At 59.3% G+C, this 19,123-nt stretch carries 21 protein-coding genes and 1 other RNA gene; 15 read left to right on the top strand and 7 right to left on the bottom strand.

Annotated features, from left to right (window positions below; all coding sequences use genetic code 11):
* The first annotated feature begins 178 nt into the window (after positions 1-178).
* Both AC07VV_RS28555 and AC07VV_RS28560 read left to right on the top strand, forming a co-directional pair.
* Positions 179-823, top strand: coding sequence for an MBL fold metallo-hydrolase (locus AC07VV_RS28555; RefSeq protein ID WP_096822849.1), 645 nt, complete (start codon positions 179-181; stop codon positions 821-823).
* A gap of 115 nt (positions 824-938) precedes the next feature.
* Complete coding sequence (locus tag AC07VV_RS28560; RefSeq protein ID WP_096822848.1) at positions 939-1,676, top strand: YiaD family glycine zipper/OmpA-like lipoprotein; 738 nt, start codon at positions 939-941, stop codon at positions 1,674-1,676.
* Positions 1,677-1,744: 68 nt separating this feature from the next.
* On the opposite strand, the gene AC07VV_RS28565 is transcribed toward AC07VV_RS28560, so the two are convergent.
* Positions 1,745-2,179: a Z-ring associated ZapG family protein gene (locus tag AC07VV_RS28565; RefSeq protein WP_096822847.1), complete on the bottom strand. Its 435-nt coding sequence runs from the start codon at positions 2,177-2,179 to the stop codon at positions 1,745-1,747.
* 144 nt (positions 2,180-2,323) lie between these two features.
* Here AC07VV_RS28565 and AC07VV_RS28570 point away from each other — a divergent pair, with 144 nt between their 5' ends.
* The 3 genes from AC07VV_RS28570 to zapE all read left to right on the top strand — a co-directional run bounded on the left by AC07VV_RS28570 (position 2,324) and on the right by zapE (position 5,518).
* Positions 2,324-2,953, top strand: coding sequence for an alpha/beta hydrolase (locus tag AC07VV_RS28570; RefSeq protein ID WP_457381980.1), 630 nt, complete (start codon positions 2,324-2,326; stop codon positions 2,951-2,953).
* Positions 2,954-2,977: 24 nt separating this feature from the next.
* On the top strand, positions 2,978-4,333 hold the full coding sequence (locus AC07VV_RS28575) for a tryptophan--tRNA ligase (protein ID WP_495038159.1): 1,356 nt from the start codon (positions 2,978-2,980) through the stop codon (positions 4,331-4,333).
* 90 nt (positions 4,334-4,423) lie between these two features.
* Positions 4,424-5,518 (top strand): cell division protein ZapE, encoded by a 1,095-nt coding sequence (gene zapE, locus AC07VV_RS28580; protein WP_045121816.1) that lies wholly within the window; start codon positions 4,424-4,426, stop codon positions 5,516-5,518.
* Between the two features lie 62 nt (positions 5,519-5,580).
* Here the strand turns inward: zapE and AC07VV_RS28585 are convergent, their stop codons facing one another.
* On the bottom strand, positions 5,581-6,477 hold the full coding sequence (locus tag AC07VV_RS28585; protein ID WP_173861364.1) for a GlxA family transcriptional regulator: 897 nt from the start codon (positions 6,475-6,477) through the stop codon (positions 5,581-5,583).
* 246 nt (positions 6,478-6,723) lie between these two features.
* Here AC07VV_RS28585 and AC07VV_RS28590 point away from each other — a divergent pair, with 246 nt between their 5' ends.
* On the top strand, positions 6,724-7,860 hold the full coding sequence (locus AC07VV_RS28590) for an acyl-CoA dehydrogenase family protein (protein ID WP_096822844.1): 1,137 nt from the start codon (positions 6,724-6,726) through the stop codon (positions 7,858-7,860).
* A 49-nt stretch (positions 7,861-7,909) separates the two neighbouring features.
* On the opposite strand, the gene AC07VV_RS28595 is transcribed toward AC07VV_RS28590, so the two are convergent.
* Positions 7,910-8,950, bottom strand: coding sequence for an NADP(H)-dependent aldo-keto reductase (locus AC07VV_RS28595; protein WP_085709340.1), 1,041 nt, complete (start codon positions 8,948-8,950; stop codon positions 7,910-7,912).
* A 244-nt stretch (positions 8,951-9,194) separates the two neighbouring features.
* Between AC07VV_RS28595 and rplM the strand changes: the two genes are divergently transcribed.
* The 7 genes from rplM to AC07VV_RS28630 all read left to right on the top strand — a co-directional run bounded on the left by rplM (position 9,195) and on the right by AC07VV_RS28630 (position 14,082).
* Positions 9,195-9,623 (top strand): 50S ribosomal protein L13, encoded by a 429-nt coding sequence (gene rplM, locus AC07VV_RS28600; protein WP_007917032.1) that lies wholly within the window; start codon positions 9,195-9,197, stop codon positions 9,621-9,623.
* A 14-nt stretch (positions 9,624-9,637) separates the two neighbouring features.
* Positions 9,638-10,030, top strand: coding sequence for a 30S ribosomal protein S9 (rpsI, locus tag AC07VV_RS28605; protein WP_007961615.1), 393 nt, complete (start codon positions 9,638-9,640; stop codon positions 10,028-10,030).
* 269 nt (positions 10,031-10,299) lie between these two features.
* Positions 10,300-10,893, top strand: coding sequence for a ubiquinol-cytochrome c reductase iron-sulfur subunit (gene petA, locus AC07VV_RS28610; protein ID WP_003228055.1), 594 nt, complete (start codon positions 10,300-10,302; stop codon positions 10,891-10,893).
* Positions 10,893-12,104, top strand: a complete 1,212-nt coding sequence (locus AC07VV_RS28615; protein ID WP_096822842.1) for a cytochrome b — start codon at positions 10,893-10,895, stop codon at positions 12,102-12,104. The genes petA and AC07VV_RS28615 overlap by 1 nt, the downstream gene beginning before the upstream one ends.
* On the top strand, positions 12,104-12,886 hold the full coding sequence (locus tag AC07VV_RS28620; protein ID WP_096822841.1) for a cytochrome c1: 783 nt from the start codon (positions 12,104-12,106) through the stop codon (positions 12,884-12,886). Before AC07VV_RS28615 ends, AC07VV_RS28620 begins: the two co-directional genes overlap by 1 nt.
* A 148-nt stretch (positions 12,887-13,034) precedes the next feature.
* On the top strand, positions 13,035-13,652 hold the full coding sequence (locus AC07VV_RS28625; protein WP_096822840.1) for a glutathione S-transferase N-terminal domain-containing protein: 618 nt from the start codon (positions 13,035-13,037) through the stop codon (positions 13,650-13,652).
* A gap of 16 nt (positions 13,653-13,668) precedes the next feature.
* A complete protein-coding gene (locus tag AC07VV_RS28630) occupies positions 13,669-14,082 on the top strand; it encodes a ClpXP protease specificity-enhancing factor (protein ID WP_065261496.1) in 414 nt (137 codons plus the stop codon).
* Between the two features lie 51 nt (positions 14,083-14,133).
* Here the strand turns inward: AC07VV_RS28630 and AC07VV_RS28635 are convergent, their stop codons facing one another.
* The 4 genes from AC07VV_RS28635 to AC07VV_RS28650 form a co-directional block, all read right to left on the bottom strand.
* On the bottom strand, positions 14,134-14,712 hold the full coding sequence (locus AC07VV_RS28635; RefSeq protein ID WP_096822839.1) for a BON domain-containing protein: 579 nt from the start codon (positions 14,710-14,712) through the stop codon (positions 14,134-14,136).
* Positions 14,709-15,302, bottom strand: a complete 594-nt coding sequence (locus AC07VV_RS28640) for a phosphoheptose isomerase (RefSeq protein WP_007928463.1) — start codon at positions 15,300-15,302, stop codon at positions 14,709-14,711. Before AC07VV_RS28640 ends, AC07VV_RS28635 begins: the two co-directional genes overlap by 4 nt.
* Positions 15,303-15,404: 102 nt before the next feature.
* Entirely contained in the window at positions 15,405-15,767 is a 363-nt protein-coding gene (locus tag AC07VV_RS28645) for a YraN family protein (protein WP_007956783.1), read from the bottom strand.
* Positions 15,767-17,578, bottom strand: coding sequence for a penicillin-binding protein activator (locus AC07VV_RS28650; RefSeq protein WP_495038160.1), 1,812 nt, complete (start codon positions 17,576-17,578; stop codon positions 15,767-15,769). Before AC07VV_RS28650 ends, AC07VV_RS28645 begins: the two co-directional genes overlap by 1 nt.
* Positions 17,579-17,818: 240 nt before the next feature.
* Between AC07VV_RS28650 and rsmI the strand changes: the two genes are divergently transcribed.
* Positions 17,819-18,661, top strand: coding sequence for a 16S rRNA (cytidine(1402)-2'-O)-methyltransferase (rsmI, locus tag AC07VV_RS28655; RefSeq protein WP_173861362.1), 843 nt, complete (start codon positions 17,819-17,821; stop codon positions 18,659-18,661).
* A gap of 73 nt (positions 18,662-18,734) precedes the next feature.
* Positions 18,735-19,088: RNase P RNA component class A (gene rnpB / locus AC07VV_RS28660), an RNA gene on the top strand.
* Positions 19,089-19,123: the final 35 nt, after the last annotated feature.

Genomic DNA, 19,123 nt, shown 5'->3' on the forward strand with positions numbered 1-19,123 from the left:
CCCTTCCTGAATGCGACCGCTACAAAAAATGCGATTTTGCACCAGAAACAGGAAGTTTGACATCATTAAGCCATCATTTTTCTGATCGCTGGCGTCAAATAACTGACCGGGCGATCTGTATCGGCCTGTGCAGTAGAATTCTGAAACCAACCTCACTACCGTTCGTCCAGGAATTCCCATGAGTGCCCCCAACTCCATGCTGATTCGCGAAACTTTTCCCGTCGGCCCGCTGCAGTGCAACTGCACGATCATCGGTGATCCGGTCACGAAAAAAGCCATTGTCGTCGACCCGGGCGGCAATCCCGATCTGATCATGGCGCGCCTCGACGCGCTGGGTCTGAAGGTGGTGAGCATCATCCACACCCATGCGCACCTTGATCACTTCCTGGCCTCCGGTCAGATGAAAGAGAAAACCGGCGCGACCCTGCACCTGCACAAGGAAGATCAGTTCCTGTGGGACAACCTCGAAATGCAATGCCAGATGTTCGGCGTGCCCTACACCCCGGTGCCGTCACCGGATCGCTGGCTGAGCGACGACGAGGAACTGGCTTGCGGCTGCGGCGTGGCACTGCACACGCCGGGGCATACACCCGGTTCCATGAGCTTTTGGTTTTCCGAGGCTAAGCTGTTGATTGCCGGCGACACGTTGTTCCGGCGCGGAGTAGGGCGCACGGATTTGTGGGGCGGCGATCAGGCGACCATAGTGCGATCGATCAAGCAGCGGCTGTACACACTGGATGAAGACGCGATCGTTGTGGCTGGACATGGTCCGGACACGCGTCTGGGGGACGAAATGCGCGAAAACCCGTTCGTGCGCGCCTAAACATTTTGTCACGAGTGCGCGGTGGAATTTTTGTGCATTGTCATGATCCAACGCCCGCAAAGGTCCATTGCCAAACGGCCGTTGCACCACAGAATGCAAAAAGTAGGAGCTCTCCATGTTCACCACGCGTCGTTTGATTATTGTCGCTACTGCCGTCGCCGTGCTGTCCGGCTGCGCCTCGCCCAACCCGTATGACAATCAGGGCCAGGCCGACGGCGGCTCCCAGGGCATGAGCAAAACCGCCAAGTACGGTGGCCTCGGCGCACTGGCCGGCGCGTTGGCCGGTGCTGCCATCGACCACAACAACCGCGGCAAGGGCGCCTTGATCGGTGCCGCCGTCGTCGGTGCTTCGGCAGCCGGTTACGGTTACTACGCCGACCAGCAAGAGAAGAAGCTGCGCGCCAGCATGGCCAACACCGGAGTCGAGGTGCAGCGTCAGGGCGATCAGATCAAGCTGATCATGCCGGGCAACATTACCTTCGCCACCGATTCGGCGAACATCGCTCCAAGCTTCTATCAGCCGCTGAACAACCTGGCCGGCTCGCTCAAGGAGTTCAGCCAGAACCAGATCGAGATCGTCGGCTACACCGACAGCACCGGCAGCCGTCAGCACAACATGGACCTGTCCCAGCGCCGTGCGCAGAGCGTGGCGACCTACCTGACTTCGCAAGGTGTCAGCGGTGCCAACCTGTCGGCCCGCGGTGCCGGCCCGGATAATCCGATTGCCAGCAACGGTGACGTCAACGGTCGGGCGCAGAACCGTCGCGTTGAAGTCAACCTGAAGGCGATTCCGGGCCAGCAGTACGGTGGTCAGCAGCAACAGCAGCCAGGCACGGTTCAGCAGTACCCGTAACCGTCAGGCACAAAAAAGCCCCCGGACAAGTGATTGTCCGGGGGCTTTTTGTTTGCGCTGAAGACTGATTACTTCTTCAGGCCGTAATGCTCATCGAGCATGCCCGGCGAGTTCGGAGTCTTCGGCGCGTAGTCGCGCGGCGGCTCCTGATTGCGCGGTGGCGTCAGGCGTTCGCGTGGGGCCTGCGCAGCCTCTGCGTGCAGAGAGGCGAGCAGACGTTGACGGGTCTGTTCGTCCAGGGCCAGGCGATTGGCGCCCTCGGCGAGGTGATCCTGCACTTCCTGATAGCTCTGGGTCAGCTTCTTGACCAGATTGGCGGTGCTGTTGAAGTGGGTCACCACTTCGTTCTGATAACTGTCGAAGCGTTCCTGAATGTCGTCCAGTTGACGCTGTGTGCGGCTGGGCGCGGCGTTCGGCGCAACGCGTGCGATCAGGAAACCAATGGCGACACCCACAACCAGGGCAAGAGTCGGTAACAACCAAACTAAGAGCGAGTGTTCCACGAGTCCTTCCTCTATAAACGGCTTTGCTTTACGTTAACGGCTCGAACCTGCGCTGTATACCGCGATTCACTCGCAATAGATTGGCACAGACAATTTGCTAGACGAGTCGACCCGATTCGAGGTCACGGAGTTCCTTCCTTGCTGATGCGTGAAACCCCTGTAGTGATTGATGGCCCGGTGGGTCAACTTGAAAGTCTGTACCTGGATAGCGAGCAGCCGCGCGGCATCGCGCTGATCTGCCATCCCAACCCGGTGCAGGGCGGCACCATGCTCAACAAGGTCGTCTCGACCCTGCAGCGCACTGCGCGCGATGCTGGTCTGATCACCTTGCGCTTCAACTATCGTGGCGTCGGTGCCAGCGAAGGTTCCCATGACATGGGCAGCGGTGAAGTCGATGACGCCCAGGCAGCCGCTGCCTGGCTGCTGGAAAAACACCCGGATCTGCCGCTGACTCTGTTCGGTTTCTCCTTCGGTGGATTTGTTGCAGCAAGTCTCGGCGGCCGACTCGAAGCCCAGGGCGTACAGCTCAAGCACCTGTTCATGGTTGCACCGGCGGTGATGCGCCTGGGCGATCAGGATCAGTTGCCGCAGCAGGGCGAACTCACGGTGATCCAGCCGGAAACCGACGAAGTGATCGATCCGCAGCTGGTCTACGACTGGTCTGACAAACTCCAGCGCCCCCATGAGCTGCTGAAAGTGGCAGAATGCGGACACTTTTTTCATGGCAAGCTGACCGATCTCAAGGATCTGATCCTGCCGCGTCTCTCGAATTGATTGCAGTCTGACAAGCGATTACCCATGACGAACCGTACCCGCATCCTCACCGGCATCACCACCACCGGCACCCCGCACCTGGGCAACTACGCCGGCGCCATCCGCCCGGCGATTCTCGCCAGCCGCGACAGCAATGCCGACTCGTTCTACTTCCTGGCCGACTATCACGCCCTGATCAAGTGCGATGACCCGCTGCGCATTCAGCGCTCGCGCCTGGAAATCGCCGCGACCTGGCTGGCCGGTGGCCTGGATGTGGATCGCGTGACCTTCTACCGCCAGTCCGACATCCCGGAAATCCCCGAGCTGACCTGGCTGCTGACCTGCGTCGCTGCCAAGGGCCTGCTGAACCGCGCCCACGCCTACAAGGCCTCGGTGGACAAGAACGTCGAGACCGGCGAAGACCCGGATGCCGGCATCACCATGGGCTTGTATAGCTATCCGGTGCTGATGGCGGCGGACATCCTGATGTTCAACGCGCACAAGGTGCCGGTCGGTCGCGATCAGATCCAGCACGTGGAAATGGCGCGTGACATCGGCCAGCGTTTCAACCACCTGTTCGGCCAGGGCAAGGAGTTCTTCACCATGCCCGAAGCGCTGATCGAGGAAAGCGTGGCCACCTTGCCGGGCCTGGACGGTCGCAAGATGTCCAAGAGCTACGACAACACCATTCCACTGTTCTCCAGCGCCAAGGAAATGAAGGACGCGATCTCGCGCATCGTTACCGACTCCCGCGCGCCGGGCGAAGCGAAAGATCCGGACAACTCGCACCTGTTCACCCTGTTCCAGGCGTTCTCCACGCCGGCACAGGCAGACGAATTCCGCAGCGAACTGCTGGGCGGTCTGGGTTGGGGCGAAGCGAAGAACCGTCTGTTCCAGCTGCTGGACAACGAATTGGGCGAGTCCCGCGAGCGTTATCATCAGTTGATCGAACGTCCGGCGGATCTGGAAGACATCCTGCAACACGGCGCCAAGAAGGCCCGTTCGGTCGCGACGCCGTTCCTCAATGAATTGCGTGAAGCGGTTGGCCTGCGTTCGTTCGTCAATCAGGTTCAGGTTGCCGCGACCACCAAGAAGAAAGCCGCGAAAGCCGCACGTTTCGTCAGCTTCCGTGAAGATGACGGCAGCTTCCGTTTCCGTCTGCTGGCGGCCGATGGCGAGCAATTGTTGCTGTCGCGCAACTTCGCCGACGGCAAGACCGCGGGCCTGGTGACCAAGCAACTGCAATCGGGTCAGGCGCTGGATGTACGCAGCGAGGACCTGAGCTTCAGCGTCTGGCTGGAAGGCGAGTGCGTCGGCGACAGCCCGGCGTTCGCCGACGTGGCTGCGCGGGATGCGGCCGTCGAGGCTTTGCGGATCGCGCTGACACCGGTTCAGGAATAATCAACGGGCCGGCCCGACCAAGGGCCGATTGCCATTCCCACGGGCCATCGCTACAGTGACGGCCCGTTTTTGTTGCCTTGCTAACGAATTATGACGCCCCTAGAACGATATCAAGCTGATCTGAAACGCCCGGACTTCTTCCATGATGCGGCGCAGGAAACTGCCGTGCGTCACTTGCAACGCCTGTACGACGATCTGATCGCGGCCGAGCAGAACAAGCCGGGTTTGCTGGGCAAGCTGTTTGGCAAAAAGGATCAGACCCCGGTCAAGGGCCTGTACTTCTGGGGCGGCGTGGGTCGCGGCAAGACTTACCTGGTGGACACCTTCTTCGAAGCCCTGCCATTCAAGGAAAAGACCCGCACCCACTTCCACCGCTTCATGAAGCGCGTGCACGAAGAGATGAAGACCCTCGGCGGCGAGAAAAACCCGCTGACCATCATCGCCAAGCGTTTTGCGACTGAATCGCGGGTCATCTGCTTCGATGAATTCTTCGTTTCCGACATCACCGACGCCATGATCCTCGGCACGCTGATGGAAGAGCTGTTCAAGAACGGCGTGACCCTGGTCGCCACGTCGAACATCGTGCCGGACGGCTTGTACAAGGATGGCCTGCAACGCGCGCGTTTCCTGCCGGCCATCGCACTGATCAAGCAGAACACCGAGATCGTCAACGTCGACAGCGGCGTCGACTATCGTTTGCGTCACCTCGAACAAGCGGAACTGTTCCACTTCCCGCTCGATGAAGCCGCCCACGAAAGCCTGCGCAAGAGCTTCCGCGCGCTGACGCCTGAGTGCACGGCCGCCGTGGAAAACGATGTGCTGATCATCGAGAACCGCGAAATCCGCGCGCTGCGCACCTGCGATGACGTGGCCTGGTTCGACTTCCGCGAACTGTGCGACGGCCCGCGTAGCCAGAACGACTACATCGAGCTGGGCAAGATTTTCCACGCCGTGTTGCTCAGTGGCGTGGAGCAGATGAGCGTTGCTACCGACGACATCGCCCGACGCTTCATCAACATGGTCGACGAGTTCTACGACCGTAACGTCAAGCTGATCATTTCTGCCGAAGTCGAGTTGAAAGACCTGTACACCGGCGGGCGTCTGACGTTCGAATTCCAGCGGACCCTCAGCCGTCTGCTGGAGATGCAATCCCACGAATTCCTGTCCCGGGCACACAAGCCTTAAGCGGATTCGGCAAACAAAAAGGGCCTGCAGATGCAGGCCCTTTTTTGTGTCTGGTCGAATCGTCAGGCAGCTTGCTGGAACTGCTGTCGATACTGGTTCGGTGACAGTTCTGTGTGCTGGCGGAACAGGCGTGCGAAGAAGCTCGCATCGTCGTAGCCGACTTCGTAGCTGATGGTCTTGATGCTCTTGCGACTGCCGGAGAGCAAGCCCTTGGCGGTCTCGATGCGCAGCCGTTGCAGATAATGCAGCGGCTTGTCGCCGGTGGCGGTCTGGAAGCGGCGCATGAAGTTGCGGATGCTCATGCCGTGCTCGCGGGCCACGTCTTCGAAGCGGAACTTGTCGGCGAAATGCTCTTCGAGCCAGTGCTGGATCTGCAGGATGATCACGTCCTGGTGCAGTTTCTGCCCGCCGAAACCGATGCGGCCCGGCGAATAGCTGCGCTGCACTTCGTAGAGGATGTCGCGGGCTACAGCTTGCGCCACATTGGCGCCGCAGAAGCGCTCGATCAGGTAGATATAGAGGTCGCAGGCCGAGGTGGTGCCACCGGCGCAGTACAGATTGTCGGCGTCGGTCAGGTGCTTGTCCTGATTGAGATAGACCTGCGGGAAACGCTCGGCGAAGGCATTGAAGAAGCGCCAGTAGGTGGTCGCTTCCTTGCCGTTGAGCAGGCCGGCTTCGGCCAGCCAGAACACCCCGGTGGCTTCGCCGCAGAGTACCGCGCCACGGGCGTGTTGTTCGCGCAGCCACGGCAGCACCTGTGGATAACGTTGGCAGAGCGTGTCGAAGTCATCCCAGAACGCTGGAAGGATGATGACGTCGGCGTTTTCCAGGCCGCCGTCCACCGGCATGACCACGTCACTGAAGCTGTTCACCGGTTTGCCGTCGGGGCTGACCAGGCGGGTTTCGAACGCCGGAGTCAGGCCGTGGCCCAGTTGTTTGCCGTAACGCAGGCTGGCCAGATGGAAGAAATCCTTGGCTTGCATGAGGGTGGAAGCGAAAACCCGGTCGATCGCCAGGATGCTGACGCGCCGCAAGGGCGTGGAGACTTGCTTAGACATAATTCAACTTTTGTTTTTATAAGGGAAAGTGGTCACCAGACGGCTGGATCGTCTTATTTTTTGTCGGATGTGTCCAGTGTCCTGTATCGGAAGCGAGGCTTAGTCTCTGAAGGTCTGATCCCTTCAACAATAAAGAAAAGGTGTCGCATGATCCCCAGAACCCTGTTCAGCTCCGAGCACGAATTGTTCCGCGACAGCGTGCGGACATTCCTTGAAAAAGAGGCCGTGCCGTTCCACGGGCAATGGGAAAAACAAGGCTACATCGACCGCAAATTGTGGAACAAGGCAGGGGAGGCGGGGATGCTCTGCTCACACCTGCCGGAGGAATACGGCGGGCTGGGGGCGGACTTTCTGTACAGCGCCGTAGTGATCGAGGAAGTCGGACGGCTGGGGCTGACCGGCATCGGTTTCTCGCTGCATTCGGACATCGTCGCGCCGTACATCCTGCATTACGGCAGCGAGGCGTTGAAGCACAAGTACCTGCCGAAGCTGGTGTCGGGCGAGATGGTCACGGCCATCGCCATGACCGAGCCAGGCGCGGGGTCCGACCTGCAGGGGGTCAAGACCACTGCCGTGCTGGACGGTGACGAATATGTCATCAACGGTTCGAAAACCTTTATCACCAATGGTTTTCTCGCCGATCTGGTGATCGTCGTCGCCAAGACCGATCCCAAGGCTGGAGCGAAGGGCACCAGTCTGTTTCTGGTGGAGGCGAACACGCCGGGCTTCGACAAGGGCAAGCGCCTGGAGAAGGTCGGAATGAAGGCTCAGGACACGTCCGAATTGTTCTTCCAGGACGTGCGAGTGCCGAAGGAAAACCTGTTGGGTCAGGCCGGAGCCGGGTTTGCCTATCTGATGCAGGAGTTGCCGCAGGAGCGTCTGACCGTGGCCATTGGCGGGCTGGCCTCGGCCGAGGCGGCGCTGCAATGGACGCTGGAATACACCCGTGACCGCAAGGCGTTCGGCAAGGCAATCGCCGACTTTCAGAACACGCGCTTCAAACTGGCGGAAATGGCCACCGAGATTCAGATCGGCCGGGTGTTCGTCGATCGCTGCCTGGAACTGCACCTGCAAGGCAAGCTCGACGTACCGACCGCCGCGATGGCCAAGTACTGGGGCACCGACCTGCAATGCAAGGTGCTCGACGAGTGCGTGCAACTGCATGGCGGCTACGGTTTCATGTGGGAGTACCCGGTGGCCCGGGCGTGGGCGGATGCGCGGGTGCAGCGGATCTATGCCGGCACCAACGAAATCATGAAAGAGATCATTGCGCGGTCGCTATGACCTGGGCGCTCCCACGCTCGTGCGTGGGAGCGCGACTTTTAGCGCGGGATCAAGGCGCCGGGTTCGGATGATCCTTGTGAATCGCTTCAATTCCTTCAAGCACTTCGTCTGAAAGATTCAGATAGAAACTGGCAATGTTGCTGTCCAGTTGCTCAAGCGTCGTCGCCCCGATGATGTTGCTGGTGACGAACGGTTGCTGATTGACGAAGGCCAACGCCATTTGCGCCGGATCCAGGCCGTGTTCCCGGGCGAGTGCCACGTAACGGCTGCACGCCGCTTCCGATTGCGCGTTGAAATAGCGGCTGAAGCGGCTGTAGAGGCTCAGGCGACCTTTTGGCGGGCGGGCGCCACCTTCGTACTTGCCCGACAGGAAACCGAACGCCAGTGGCGAATAGGCGAGCAGGCCGCACTGTTCGCGGATGGCGATCTCCGCCAGACCGACTTCGAAGCTGCGGTTGAGCAGGTTGTACGGGTTCTGGATCGATACCGCGCGCGGCCAGCCACGGGCTTCGGCCAAAGCCAGGAAACGCATGGTGCCCCACGGGGTTTCGTTGGACAGGCCGATGTGGCGGATCTTGCCGGCCTTCACTTGCTCGTCGAGCGCTTCGAGGGTGTCCTCGAGCGGGGTGAGGTTGGCTTCAATCTTGTGTTTGTAGCCCAGTTGTCCGAAAAAGTTGGTGCTGCGCTCCGGCCAGTGCAATTGATACAGGTCGATGTAGTCGGTCTGCAGACGCTTGAGGCTGGCGTCCACGGCTTCGGTGATGTGCTGGCGGTTGTGGCGCAGGTTCTTGTCGCGGATGTAGTCGATGGTGTTGCCGGGGCCGGCGATCTTGCTGGCGAGGATCCAGTCGGCGCGGTCGCCGCGACTCTTGAAGTAATTGCCGATGTAGCGCTCGGTGGTGGCATAGGTCTCGGCTTTCGGCGGCACCGGGTACATCTCGGCGGTGTCGATGAAATTGATCCCGGCGCCCTTGGCCCGTTCGATCTGGGCGAAGGCTTCAGCTTCAGTGTTTTGCTCGCCCCAGGTCATGGTGCCGAGGCAGATTGCACTCACGTTCAGGTCGGTACGGCCTAGCTGGCGATAGTCCATCGGGTGCTCCTTGGGCAAAACAAGCATAAAAGCAGGTTGAAATTTTTTTCGCAATCTGCATAATTGCCGACCTCTTTCTGCAGTGGAAGTGATGCGCCGCCGCCGAAGAATCTTGCCGTTGAACGGACGCGCCGACCCGAGCCCCCGAAAGCGTCTGTATCCGGCTGCCTTTGACTTGTCAAAGTACGCACTATTCAGTAAGATCCGCCGTCTTATTTACAGGCGGCCCCTGAGGCTATAAAGAATGAAAACTTTTACTGCTAAACCGGAAACAGTAAAGCGCGACTGGTTTGTCGTCGACGCTGCTGGTCAGACCCTGGGTCGTCTGGCCACCGAAATCGCGAGCCGTCTGCGTGGCAAGCACAAGCCTGAGTACACTCCTCACGTTGACACCGGCGACTACATCGTCGTAATCAACGCTGAGCAGATCCGTGTTACCGGTGCTAAAACCACTGACAAAATGTACTACTCCCACTCCGGTTTCCCGGGCGGCATCAAGTCGATCAACTTTGAAAAGCTGATCGCCAAAGCCCCTGAGCGCGTGATCGAGACCGCGGTTAAAGGCATGCTGCCTAAAAACCCACTGGGTCGCGACATGTACCGTAAGCTGAAAGTCTATGCGGGCGCTGCACACCCACATACTGCTCAGCAGCCCCAAGAACTGAAGTTTTAACGGAATAGTACATTATGTCGGCGACTCAAAATTACGGCACTGGCCGTCGCAAGACCGCAACCGCACGCGTTTTCCTGCGTCCGGGTACTGGTAACATCTCCATCAACAACCGTTCGCTGGATTCGTTCTTCGGCCGCGAAACTGCCCGCATGGTAGTTCGTCAGCCGCTGGAACTGACCGAGACTGTCGAGAAATTCGACATCTACGTCACCGTGATCGGCGGTGGTGTAAGTGGTCAAGCTGGCGCAATCCGCCACGGCATCACTCGCGCTCTGATGGACTACGACGAAACCCTGCGTAGCGCTCTGCGCAAAGCTGGCTTCGTTACCCGCGACGCCCGTGAAGTTGAACGTAAGAAAGTTGGTCTGCGTAAAGCGCGTAAGCGTCCGCAGTACTCGAAGCGTTAATTTCGCTTCCACGTTCAAAAAGAACGCCCGATTCCTCACGGAACCGGGCGTTTTTTTATGCGTGCGATTTCTCGAATAATTGCGCTGTGACAACTTGCCACATTCGTAGACCCCCTATACTACAAGGCTTGGGGGCCACCCCTCCGGGTAATTACCTTGTCAGAATTGGGGCTTTTCATTACCATTCGGCAAAATTTTTATAAGTACATAGATTCATATTTAGTAGATGCCTGATTTAACAGGCCACAAAGCTGATGGGAGAGGACTGAATGAGCAATGACGGCGTGAATGCAGGCCGGCGTCGCTTCTTGGTAGCAGCCACATCCGTGGTGGGTGCTGCAGGAGCGGTGGGGGCTGCGGTCCCGTTCGTGGGGTCATGGTTTCCCAGTGCCAAGGCGAAAGCTGCCGGTGCACCGGTGAAAGTGAATGTCAGCAAAATCGAGCCCGGACAGCAGATGATTGCTGAATGGCGCGGCCAGCCGGTATTCATTGTTCGCCGTACTGCGGAAATCCTGGGGAATCTCAAGAAGATCGAGGGCCAGCTCTCCGATCCGACCTCCAAAAACTCCACGCAACCTACCTATGTCGACCCTGAAGTGCGTTCGATCAAGCCGGAAATTCTGCTGCTGATCGGGATCTGCACTCACCTGGGTTGCTCACCGACCTTCCGTCCCGAAGTGGCACCCGCGGATCTGGGAAAAGACTGGGTAGGCGGCTATTTCTGCCCTTGCCACGGTTCCCACTACGATCTGGCTGGCCGCGTCTACAAGTCGCAACCTGCGCCTTTGAACCTGCCAGTACCCCCGCATTCCTATGAGACCGATGACCTGATTGTCATTGGCGTCGATACGGAGAAAGCGTGATGAGCAAGTTCATGGATTGGGTTGATGCGCGCTTCCCCGCCACCAAGATGTGGGAAGACCATCTCAGCAAGTATTACGCTCCAAAAAACTTCAACTTCTTCTACTTCTTCGGCTCGCTGGCGCTGCTCGTTCTGGTCAACCAGATCGTCACCGGTGTCTGGCTGACCATGAGCTACACCCCGTCGGCGGAAGAAGCGTTTGCCTCCGTCGAATACATCATGCGCGACGTCGAGTACGGCTCGATCCTGCGTTTGCTGCACTCCACCGGCGCTTCGGCGTTCTTCATCGTGGTCTATCTGCACATGTTCCGTGGCCTGCTTTACGGTTCGTACCAGAAGCCGCGCGAGCTGGTGTGGGTGTTCGGCATGCTGATCTACCTGGCGCTGATGGCTGAAGCCTTCATGGGTTACCTGCTGCCATGGGGCCAGATGTCCTACTGGGGCGCCCAGGTGATCATCTCGCTGTTCGGCGCGATTCCGGTCATCGGTAACGACCTGACCCAGTGGATTCGTGGTGACTACCTGATTTCCGGAATCACCCTGAACCGCTTCTTCGCCCTGCACGTTGTGGCCCTGCCGATCGTGATTCTCGGTCTGGTGGTGCTGCACATCCTGGCGTTGCACGAAGTGGGTTCGAACAACCCCGACGGCGTGGACATCAAGAAGCACAAAGACGAAAACGGTATCCCGCTGGACGGCATCGCCTTCCACCCGTACTACACCGTGAAAGACATTGTCGGCGTCGTGGTGTTCCTGTTCATCTTCTGCTTCATTGTGTTCTTCTTCCCGGAAATGGGCGGCTACTTCCTCGAAAAACCAAACTTCGAGCAAGCCAACCCGTTCAAGACGCCTGAGCACATTGCACCGGTCTGGTACTTCACGCCGTTCTACGCGATCTTGCGTGCGGTCCCTGACAAACTCATGGGTGTTATCGCCATGGGTGCGGCGATTGCGGTGCTGTTTGTCCTGCCATGGCTCGACCGCAGCCCGGTCAAGTCGATGCGCTACAAAGGCTGGATGAGCAAGATCTGGCTGGTGGTGTTCTGCATTTCGTTCGTGATCCTCGGCATTCTGGGCGTTCTGGCCCCGACGCCGGAGCGCACCTTGCTGTCGCAGGTATGTACCTTCCTGTACTTCGCCTACTTCATTCTGATGCCTTTCTACACCAGGCTCGAGAAGACCAAACCGGTTCCGGAAAGGGTGACTGGCTGATGAAAAAGTTATTTTTTGCTCTGATTTTTGCTGCGCTGCCAGTGCTGTCTTTCGCCGCTGAACACGGTGGTCCGGAACTGGAAAAAGTCGACATCGACGTTTCCGACAAGGCTGCCCTGCAGGATGGTGCGCGTACCTTCGCCAACTATTGCATGGGTTGCCACAGTGCCAAGTTCCAGCGTTACGAGCGTGTTGCCGATGACCTCGGCGTACCGCATGACCTGATGCTGCAGAAACTGGTGTTCACTGGCGCCAAGATCGGCGATCACATGACCATCGGCATGCAGCCGGCCGACGCCAAGACCTGGTTCGGCGCAGCGCCGCCGGACCTGACCCTGGTAGCTCGTGTTCGTGGCACTGACTGGCTTTACGGTTACCTCAAGTCGTTCTACGAAGATCCTGCGCGTCCATGGGGCGTGAACAACAAGGTCTTCCCGAACGTCGGCATGCCAAACGTGCTGGTCGGCCTGCAAGGTCGTCAAGTCGTGGGTTGCAAGCAGGTGCAGATCGTCGAAAACGGCAAGAAGCAATATGACCCGCTGACCGGTACGCCTCTGACTCATGAAGCGTGCGATCAGTTGACCATCGTGCCGAAAACCGGAGCCCTGAACGAAGAGCAGTTCGATGAGAAGGTCAAGAATCTGGTAACCTTCCTGGCTTACTCGGCTAACCCGGTTAAGCTGCAACATCAGCGCATCGGTACTTACGTCTTGCTGTACCTGGCGTTCTTCTTTGTGTTCGCCTACCTGCTCAAGCGTGAATACTGGAAAGACGTGCACTGATAACGCTTCAAGCAATTGCTGTTAATCGCGCGCGCCCAAGGGCGCCTCTGAAAACGCAACGCCTGGTCTGTCAGGTGTTGCGGGAGGCGCCCTCTGGGCGCGCGCGTTTTTCCGGCTCCGACAATTTCAACAAGCGAGGAGGATCGCCATGGGCGTGACCAATCGGTTGGCCTGTTACTCCGACCCCGCCGACCACTATTCCCACCGAGTGCGCATCGTGCTTGCAGAGAAGGGTGTCAGCGCCGAAATCATTTATGTGGAGGCTGGTCGTCAGCCGCCTAAACTGATTGAGGTGAACCCTTACGGGAGTCTCCCGACGCTGGTCGATCGCGACCTGGCGTTGTGGGAGTCGACCGTGGTGATGGAATATCTGGATGAGCGTTACCCGCATCCGCCATTGATGCCGGTGTACCCGGTGGCGCGTGCCAACAGTCGTCTGTTGATACACCGTATCCAGCGCGACTGGTGTGGTCTGGTGGATCTGATTCTGGATTCACGCACCAAGGAAGCCGCGCGCGTCGTGGCGCGCAAGGAGTTGCGCGAAAGCCTGACAGGCGTGTCGCCGTTGTTTGCCGACAAGCCGTTTTTCCTCAGTGAGGAACAAAGTCTGGTGGATTGCTGCCTATTGCCAATACTCTGGCGTTTGCCGATTCTGGGTATAGAACTGCCGCGGCCAGCCAAGCCGCTGCTTGATTATATGGAGCGTCAGTTTGCGCGTGAGGCTTTCCAGGCGAGTCTGTCTGGTGTCGAACGCGACATGCGCTAAGGCTTAAGGAGCCGCTATGAACTCCAGTCGACCTTATCTGGTCCGCGCGCTCTACGAGTGGATTGTGGATAACGATTGCACCCCGCACATGCTGGTCAATTCCGAATACCCGGCGGTCCAGGTGCCACAGGGTTTTGCCAGTGACGGGCAGATTGTCCTGAATATTTCGCCGAGTGCCGTGCGTCATCTGCACATGGACAACGACGTCGTGACCTTCGAAGGTCGCTTCGGTGGCGTTCCGCACAGCCTGTACGTGCCGATAGCCGCGATCCTGGGTATCTATGCCCGGGAGAATGGTCAGGGCATGGTGTTCGATCTGGAGTCGCCGATGGATGACGAAGACGAGATCGAACAGGATGACGATATTCCGCCGCCGGACAGCGAGCCGCCACGCCCAAGCGGTCGGCCAAGTCTGAAAGTGGTGAAGTAATAAAAAAGGCGATCCAACCGGATCGCCTTTTTTGTGCCTGCGCTTTGCGTATCAGTCGATGTATTCGAACAGCTTCACAATTTTCTGCACGCCGGAAACACCCTGCACCAGGTTGGTGGCCTGGGCCGCTTCCTGTTTGGTCAGCAGGCCGAGCAGGTAGACGATGCCGTTCTCGGTCACGACTTTGATGCGCGAGCCGGGAATGTTGGCGTCGGCAAGCATCTGGGTTTTGATCTTGGTCGTCAGCCAGGAGTCATTCTGGCGGGCGAGGAAGCTTGAAGGTGCAATCAATTGCAACTCGTTGTGCACCGTCTTCACTCGTTGCACGTTGGCAGCAGCCTGTTCGGCCTTGGCTTTGAGGTCTGCGTTCTCGGTCTGGCCAGCCAAGAGCACGACGCCGTTGAAGCTGGTGACGACGATGTGCGATTTTTTGTCCATGTTCGGATCGGCCTTGGACACATTGACGCCGACTTTGGTTTCGATCAGTGAGTCGTCGATCTTGCTGCCGAAGGTGCGGGTGCCGCGATCGTCTTCGATCGGTGCTTCGCGGCTGGCATTCACCACGGAGGTGCAGCCAGTAATTCCGAGGCACAGGGTCAAGGCCAGAAGGCCAAGGCGATTAGGGGTCATTCTTCACTCCCGAACAGTTGGCTGTCGATCAGATCGCAAAGGCAATGGATCGCCAGCAAGTGGACTTCCTGAATACGTGCGGTGACGTTGGCCGGTACGCGAATCTCGACGTCCTCGGGCAACAGCAACGACGCCATGCCGCCGCCATCGCGGCCGGTCAATGCTACGACAATCATTTCGCGATCATGTGCGGCCTGGATCGCTTGAATAATGTTCGCCGAGTTGCCGCTGGTCGAAATCGCCAGCAACACATCGCCTGGCTGACCGAGTGCGCGGATCTGCTTGGAGAACACTTCGTTGTAGCTGTAGTCGTTGGCGATCGAGGTGATGGTCGAGCTGTCGGTCGTCAGGGCGATCGCCGGCAGGCTCGGGCGCTCGCGCTCGAAACGGTTAAGCAGCTCCGAGGAGAAATGCTGGGCGTCGCCGGCCGAGCCGCCGTTACCGCACGAGAGCATCTTCCCTTCGTTGAGCAAGGCGTTGACCATCACTTGGCTGGCTTGCTCGATGTGCGGTGCAAGTACGTCCATCGCCTGTTGCTTGGTGTCGATACTGGCCTGAAAAAGCTGGCGAATTCGGGATTGCATGTCCATCTGTGTGACCTTAATTAGCGCGGCTGTCCGGCACGTGAATGTGCAGCCCGCAAAGCAAAGAGCAAAAGTGTTGAGTGAAAATGTCCAGGTCGGCGCAGGCGCTCAACTGTCGAACGCATTCTGCAACCAGTTCAGCTGACCCTGGTGGCTGTCGATGGCCACCACGTCGAAGCGGCAGGGGGAGTTGGCCCAACGCGACTCGCGCTGAAGAAAATACTGTGCGGCGAAAATCAGTTTCTGCCGTTTGCGCCCATCGATACTGTCGAGCGCTCCACCCCATTGAGTGTTCTTTCGGTAACGTACTTCGACGAATACTACTGTATCGCCATCAAGCATGACCAGATCAAGCTCGCCGCGTTTACATAACCAGTTCTGCGCCAGCAGGCGCAGACCCTGGTGTTGCAGATGCTCGAGCGCCTGGCGCTCGGCATCCTTGCCGCTTTGCAGGTGTGACCTGTCGGGCATCAGCGCGGAGTGTCCGGCAGACGCTGAACCTGACCGCTGACGAACTGGGCCCATGGCAGTTGACGCACGACGCGTTGTGTCTGAGTCATGCCCAGGCTGCCCGACAGACCGTCGATGCGGCTGTCCGGCAGCGCCTTGAGTTGATCAAGGCGTGGTGCCAGGCGGTAGGCATCAACACCCATCGCATACAGGCGGCCGAGGCTGCCGGAGGCTTGTGGCCATTGTGCGGTGACCTGCTTGCGCAGCGGATCGTTGGCATCCAGCAGCCATGGGGTCTCGCAGAAGCGCACACCGTTCATGTCGTTGTACTGGTTCACGTCGCCGCTAGCGCTGAACACGTGAGAGGTCGCGTAGACCGGCACGTCGCCGGCGTACTGGAAGTTCAGGGTCGGCTTGATCTGCTGCGCTTGTTGCGGGGTCGCGGCGAGGAAAATGAACTCGATGTCCTGGCGACGCGAAGGCTGGGCGGCGACGTTCGTGCCGGCAGCATTCTGCAGGCTCTTGGCGCGGGCTTCGCTCTGACGCAGCTGGAACATGTCGGCGATCTGTTGGGCCAGTTGCACGGGCTGATCGACGCGCTCGGTGGCGACGATGCTGCCGCCGTTGGCTTGCCAGTCCTGGCTGAACGCACGCAGGACGCGGTCGCCCCATTCGCCTTTCGGCACCATGATCGCGGCGCGGTGCAGACCGTCGGCACGGGCGCGGCGGGACACTTCGCGGGCTTCGTCTTCAGCCGCCAGGCCGAACTGGAACAGTTGTGCCGGGCCTTGGTCGCCTTCGCTGTAGTTCAGCGCGAGGGTGGTGATCGGCAGTTGCGGGCGGGTGCTCAGCTGTTTGACCAGTGGTTTTTCCAGAGGCCCGACAACCAGTTGCACACCGTCGGCCTGGGCCTTGCGGTAGAACTCGTCCATCGAGGTCAGGTGCGAGCTGTCGTAGAACACGATGGCCGGTGGTTTCTGGCCGGCTTGCTGAGCCTGGTAGTGCGCGGCCATGAAGCCGTCACGCAGGGCCTTGCCGACCGATGCCAGTTGGCCGTCCTGCGGCAGCAGCAGGGCGATCTTGCTCAAAGGCTGGCTGGCCAGTTCCTTGAGCTTGGTCAGTGGCAGCGGCAGGTTGATCGCGGCCGGGTGTTTCGGGTGCTGCGAGCGCCAGGCATCAATGGCAGCCTGCTGTTGCTCCAGGGTGCCGGCGGTTTTCACTGCCAGGGCCAGGCTCATCCAGCCACCGAGGTCGTCGGTGGTGTTCGGTTGCAGTTGATCGGTCGGCAGCGACGCAATCAGGGTCCAGATCGCTTCGTGGTTCTTGCTGGCGGCTTCGCCTTCCAGCATCGGTGCGATGAAGATGCGCTCGCGGGCGGCAGCCAGTGTCTGGCCATCGGCTTCAAGGGCGCGGGCGTGAACGGTGCCGGCGCGAACCTGCAGCGGAATCGACATTTCGCTCAGGCGCTGCAGGCTTGGATGGTTCAAGGCTGCCAGCGCGGCTTTCGGCTGGTTGCGGGTCATGGCCAGTTCAGCGGCCAGGGTGCTGGCGAATGCCTGCTGGCCAGGCTGGAGTTGTTCCATCGGCACTTGTTGCAGGATTTGCGCGGACTGCCCGGCATTGCCTTGGCGGTAAGCCATGTCCGCCGCGCTCAGGCGCAGCAGTGCAGCCTTGTCTGGCGATTTGGCCTGGGCAGCCTGTTCGAGCAGTTGCTCGATGCTGGCATCCGGAGTCCGTGGAAGTTCGCCAAGGCTGGAGGAAGGGGAGCTGGCGCAAGCCGCCAGCAAGGCAGCGAGGCAGAGGGCAGTGAACAGCCGCAGGCAAGCGATCATGTAAGTGTTCCTGATACTCGATCAAATTAGCGTCGAATTGTACCCAAGCGCTGGCCGGGGCGCGATGTTACTGGCGTGAAACCGTCAATTTAGCTGATACAAATGTTGCGCGACCGCACAATGGTGCGACAAACCGTGTCTGCCACGACCGCATCGCCGGGCGCGTGACGCGCTACAATGGCGGCTTTTACCGATCATGAGGTGTGCGCTTTGACTGCTCCAGGTGCTTTGAATTCCGCTATGGGCTCGCTTTATGTGGTGGCGACGCCCATCGGCAACCTGGATGACATCAGCGCCCGGGCGTTGAAAATCCTGCGCGAAGTGGCGCTGATTGCCGCCGAAGACACGCGCCATTCCCAGCGTCTGATGCAGCACTTCGGCATCACTACACCGCTGGCGGCCTGTCACGAACACAATGAGCGTGACGAAGGCAGTCGCTTCATCACCCGGCTGTTGGCTGGCGATAACGTGGCGCTGATTTCCGATGCCGGTACGCCGCTGATTTCCGATCCGGGTTATCACTTGGTGCGTCAGGCCCGTGCCGCCGGGATCAATGTGGTGCCTGTGCCGGGCGCCTGCGCGTTGATTGCGGCGCTGTCGGCTGCCGGTCTACCGTCCGATCGTTTTATCTTTGAAGGCTTTCTGCCGGCCAAGGCGGTGGGGCGCAAGGCGCGTCTTGAGGCGATCAAGGAAGAGCCGCGCACGCTGATTTTCTACGAGGCGCCGCATCGTATTCTTGAGTGTCTGCAGGATATGGAAGCTGTGTTTGGCGCTGATCGCCCGGCATTGCTCGCCCGTGAAATCACCAAAACCTTTGAAACGCTCAAGGGCCTGCCGCTGGCCGAGTTGCGCGCATTCGTCGAGGCGGACAGCAATCAGCAGCGTGGCGAATGTGTTGTTGTGGTGGCTGGCTGGACTGCGCCGGAATCCGAAGACGCCGTCAGCAGCGAGGCGATGCGCATCCTCAATCTCTTGCTCGAAGAGATGCCGCTCAAGCGTGCCGCGGCTCTGGCGGCGCAAATCACCGGTGAGCGCAAAAACGTGCTGTATCAGGTAGCGCTGGATCAGCAAAAAGACGCGTAACCCGTCGCGCAGACCGGTTTGCGGGCTATTAGCGCTTGTTCTTCGGGCGCTCTGCCGTTAACCTGCGCGGCGGAGAGTCGATCGGACAGTCGCTGCCCTCTATGAAAATTAGGGGGGGGAGGAAAGTCCGGGCTCCATAGGGCGAAGTGCCAGGTAATGCCTGGGAGGCGTGAGCCTACGGAAAGTGCCACAGAAAATAACCGCCTAAGCGTTTCGGCGCCGGTAAGGGTGAAAAGGTGCGGTAAGAGCGCACCGCACGTCTGGCAACAGTTCGTGGCTAGGTAAACCCCACTTGGAGCAAGACCAAATAGGGTCCCAAGGCGTGGCCCGCGCTGGGACCGGGTAGGTTGCTAAAGATGTCCAGTGATGGCCATCGTAGACGAATGACTGTTCAAGACAGAACCCGGCTTACAGATCGACTCTCCACCTTTTTCTTTTCCCTGCTTGAATTAAAGGCGACAG

Source organism: Pseudomonas sp. GW821-FHT02C04 (genome assembly GCF_059421845.1).

Bases quoted from the DNA above. Each gene is read 5' to 3' on its own strand.
- AC07VV_RS28555 (WP_096822849.1), top strand. From the start codon at position 179: ATGAGTGCCCCCAACTCCATGCTGATTCGCGAAACTTTTCCCGTCGGC.
- AC07VV_RS28560 (WP_096822848.1), top strand. From the start codon at position 939: ATGTTCACCACGCGTCGTTTGATTATTGTCGCTACTGCCGTCGCCGTG.
- AC07VV_RS28570 (WP_457381980.1), top strand. From the start codon at position 2,324: ATGCGTGAAACCCCTGTAGTGATTGATGGCCCGGTGGGTCAACTTGAA.
- AC07VV_RS28575 (WP_495038159.1), top strand. From the start codon at position 2,978: ATGACGAACCGTACCCGCATCCTCACCGGCATCACCACCACCGGCACC.
- zapE (WP_045121816.1), top strand. From the start codon at position 4,424: ATGACGCCCCTAGAACGATATCAAGCTGATCTGAAACGCCCGGACTTC.
- AC07VV_RS28590 (WP_096822844.1), top strand. From the start codon at position 6,724: ATGATCCCCAGAACCCTGTTCAGCTCCGAGCACGAATTGTTCCGCGAC.
- AC07VV_RS28595 (WP_085709340.1), bottom strand. From the start codon at position 8,950: ATGGACTATCGCCAGCTAGGCCGTACCGACCTGAACGTGAGTGCAATC.
- rplM (WP_007917032.1), top strand. From the start codon at position 9,195: ATGAAAACTTTTACTGCTAAACCGGAAACAGTAAAGCGCGACTGGTTT.
- rpsI (WP_007961615.1), top strand. From the start codon at position 9,638: ATGTCGGCGACTCAAAATTACGGCACTGGCCGTCGCAAGACCGCAACC.
- petA (WP_003228055.1), top strand. From the start codon at position 10,300: ATGAGCAATGACGGCGTGAATGCAGGCCGGCGTCGCTTCTTGGTAGCA.
- AC07VV_RS28615 (WP_096822842.1), top strand. From the start codon at position 10,893: ATGAGCAAGTTCATGGATTGGGTTGATGCGCGCTTCCCCGCCACCAAG.
- AC07VV_RS28620 (WP_096822841.1), top strand. From the start codon at position 12,104: ATGAAAAAGTTATTTTTTGCTCTGATTTTTGCTGCGCTGCCAGTGCTG.
- AC07VV_RS28625 (WP_096822840.1), top strand. From the start codon at position 13,035: ATGGGCGTGACCAATCGGTTGGCCTGTTACTCCGACCCCGCCGACCAC.
- AC07VV_RS28630 (WP_065261496.1), top strand. From the start codon at position 13,669: ATGAACTCCAGTCGACCTTATCTGGTCCGCGCGCTCTACGAGTGGATT.
- AC07VV_RS28635 (WP_096822839.1), bottom strand. From the start codon at position 14,712: ATGACCCCTAATCGCCTTGGCCTTCTGGCCTTGACCCTGTGCCTCGGA.
- AC07VV_RS28640 (WP_007928463.1), bottom strand. From the start codon at position 15,302: ATGGACATGCAATCCCGAATTCGCCAGCTTTTTCAGGCCAGTATCGAC.
- AC07VV_RS28645 (WP_007956783.1), bottom strand. From the start codon at position 15,767: ATGCCCGACAGGTCACACCTGCAAAGCGGCAAGGATGCCGAGCGCCAG.
- AC07VV_RS28650 (WP_495038160.1), bottom strand. From the start codon at position 17,578: ATGATCGCTTGCCTGCGGCTGTTCACTGCCCTCTGCCTCGCTGCCTTG.
- rsmI (WP_173861362.1), top strand. From the start codon at position 17,819: ATGGGCTCGCTTTATGTGGTGGCGACGCCCATCGGCAACCTGGATGAC.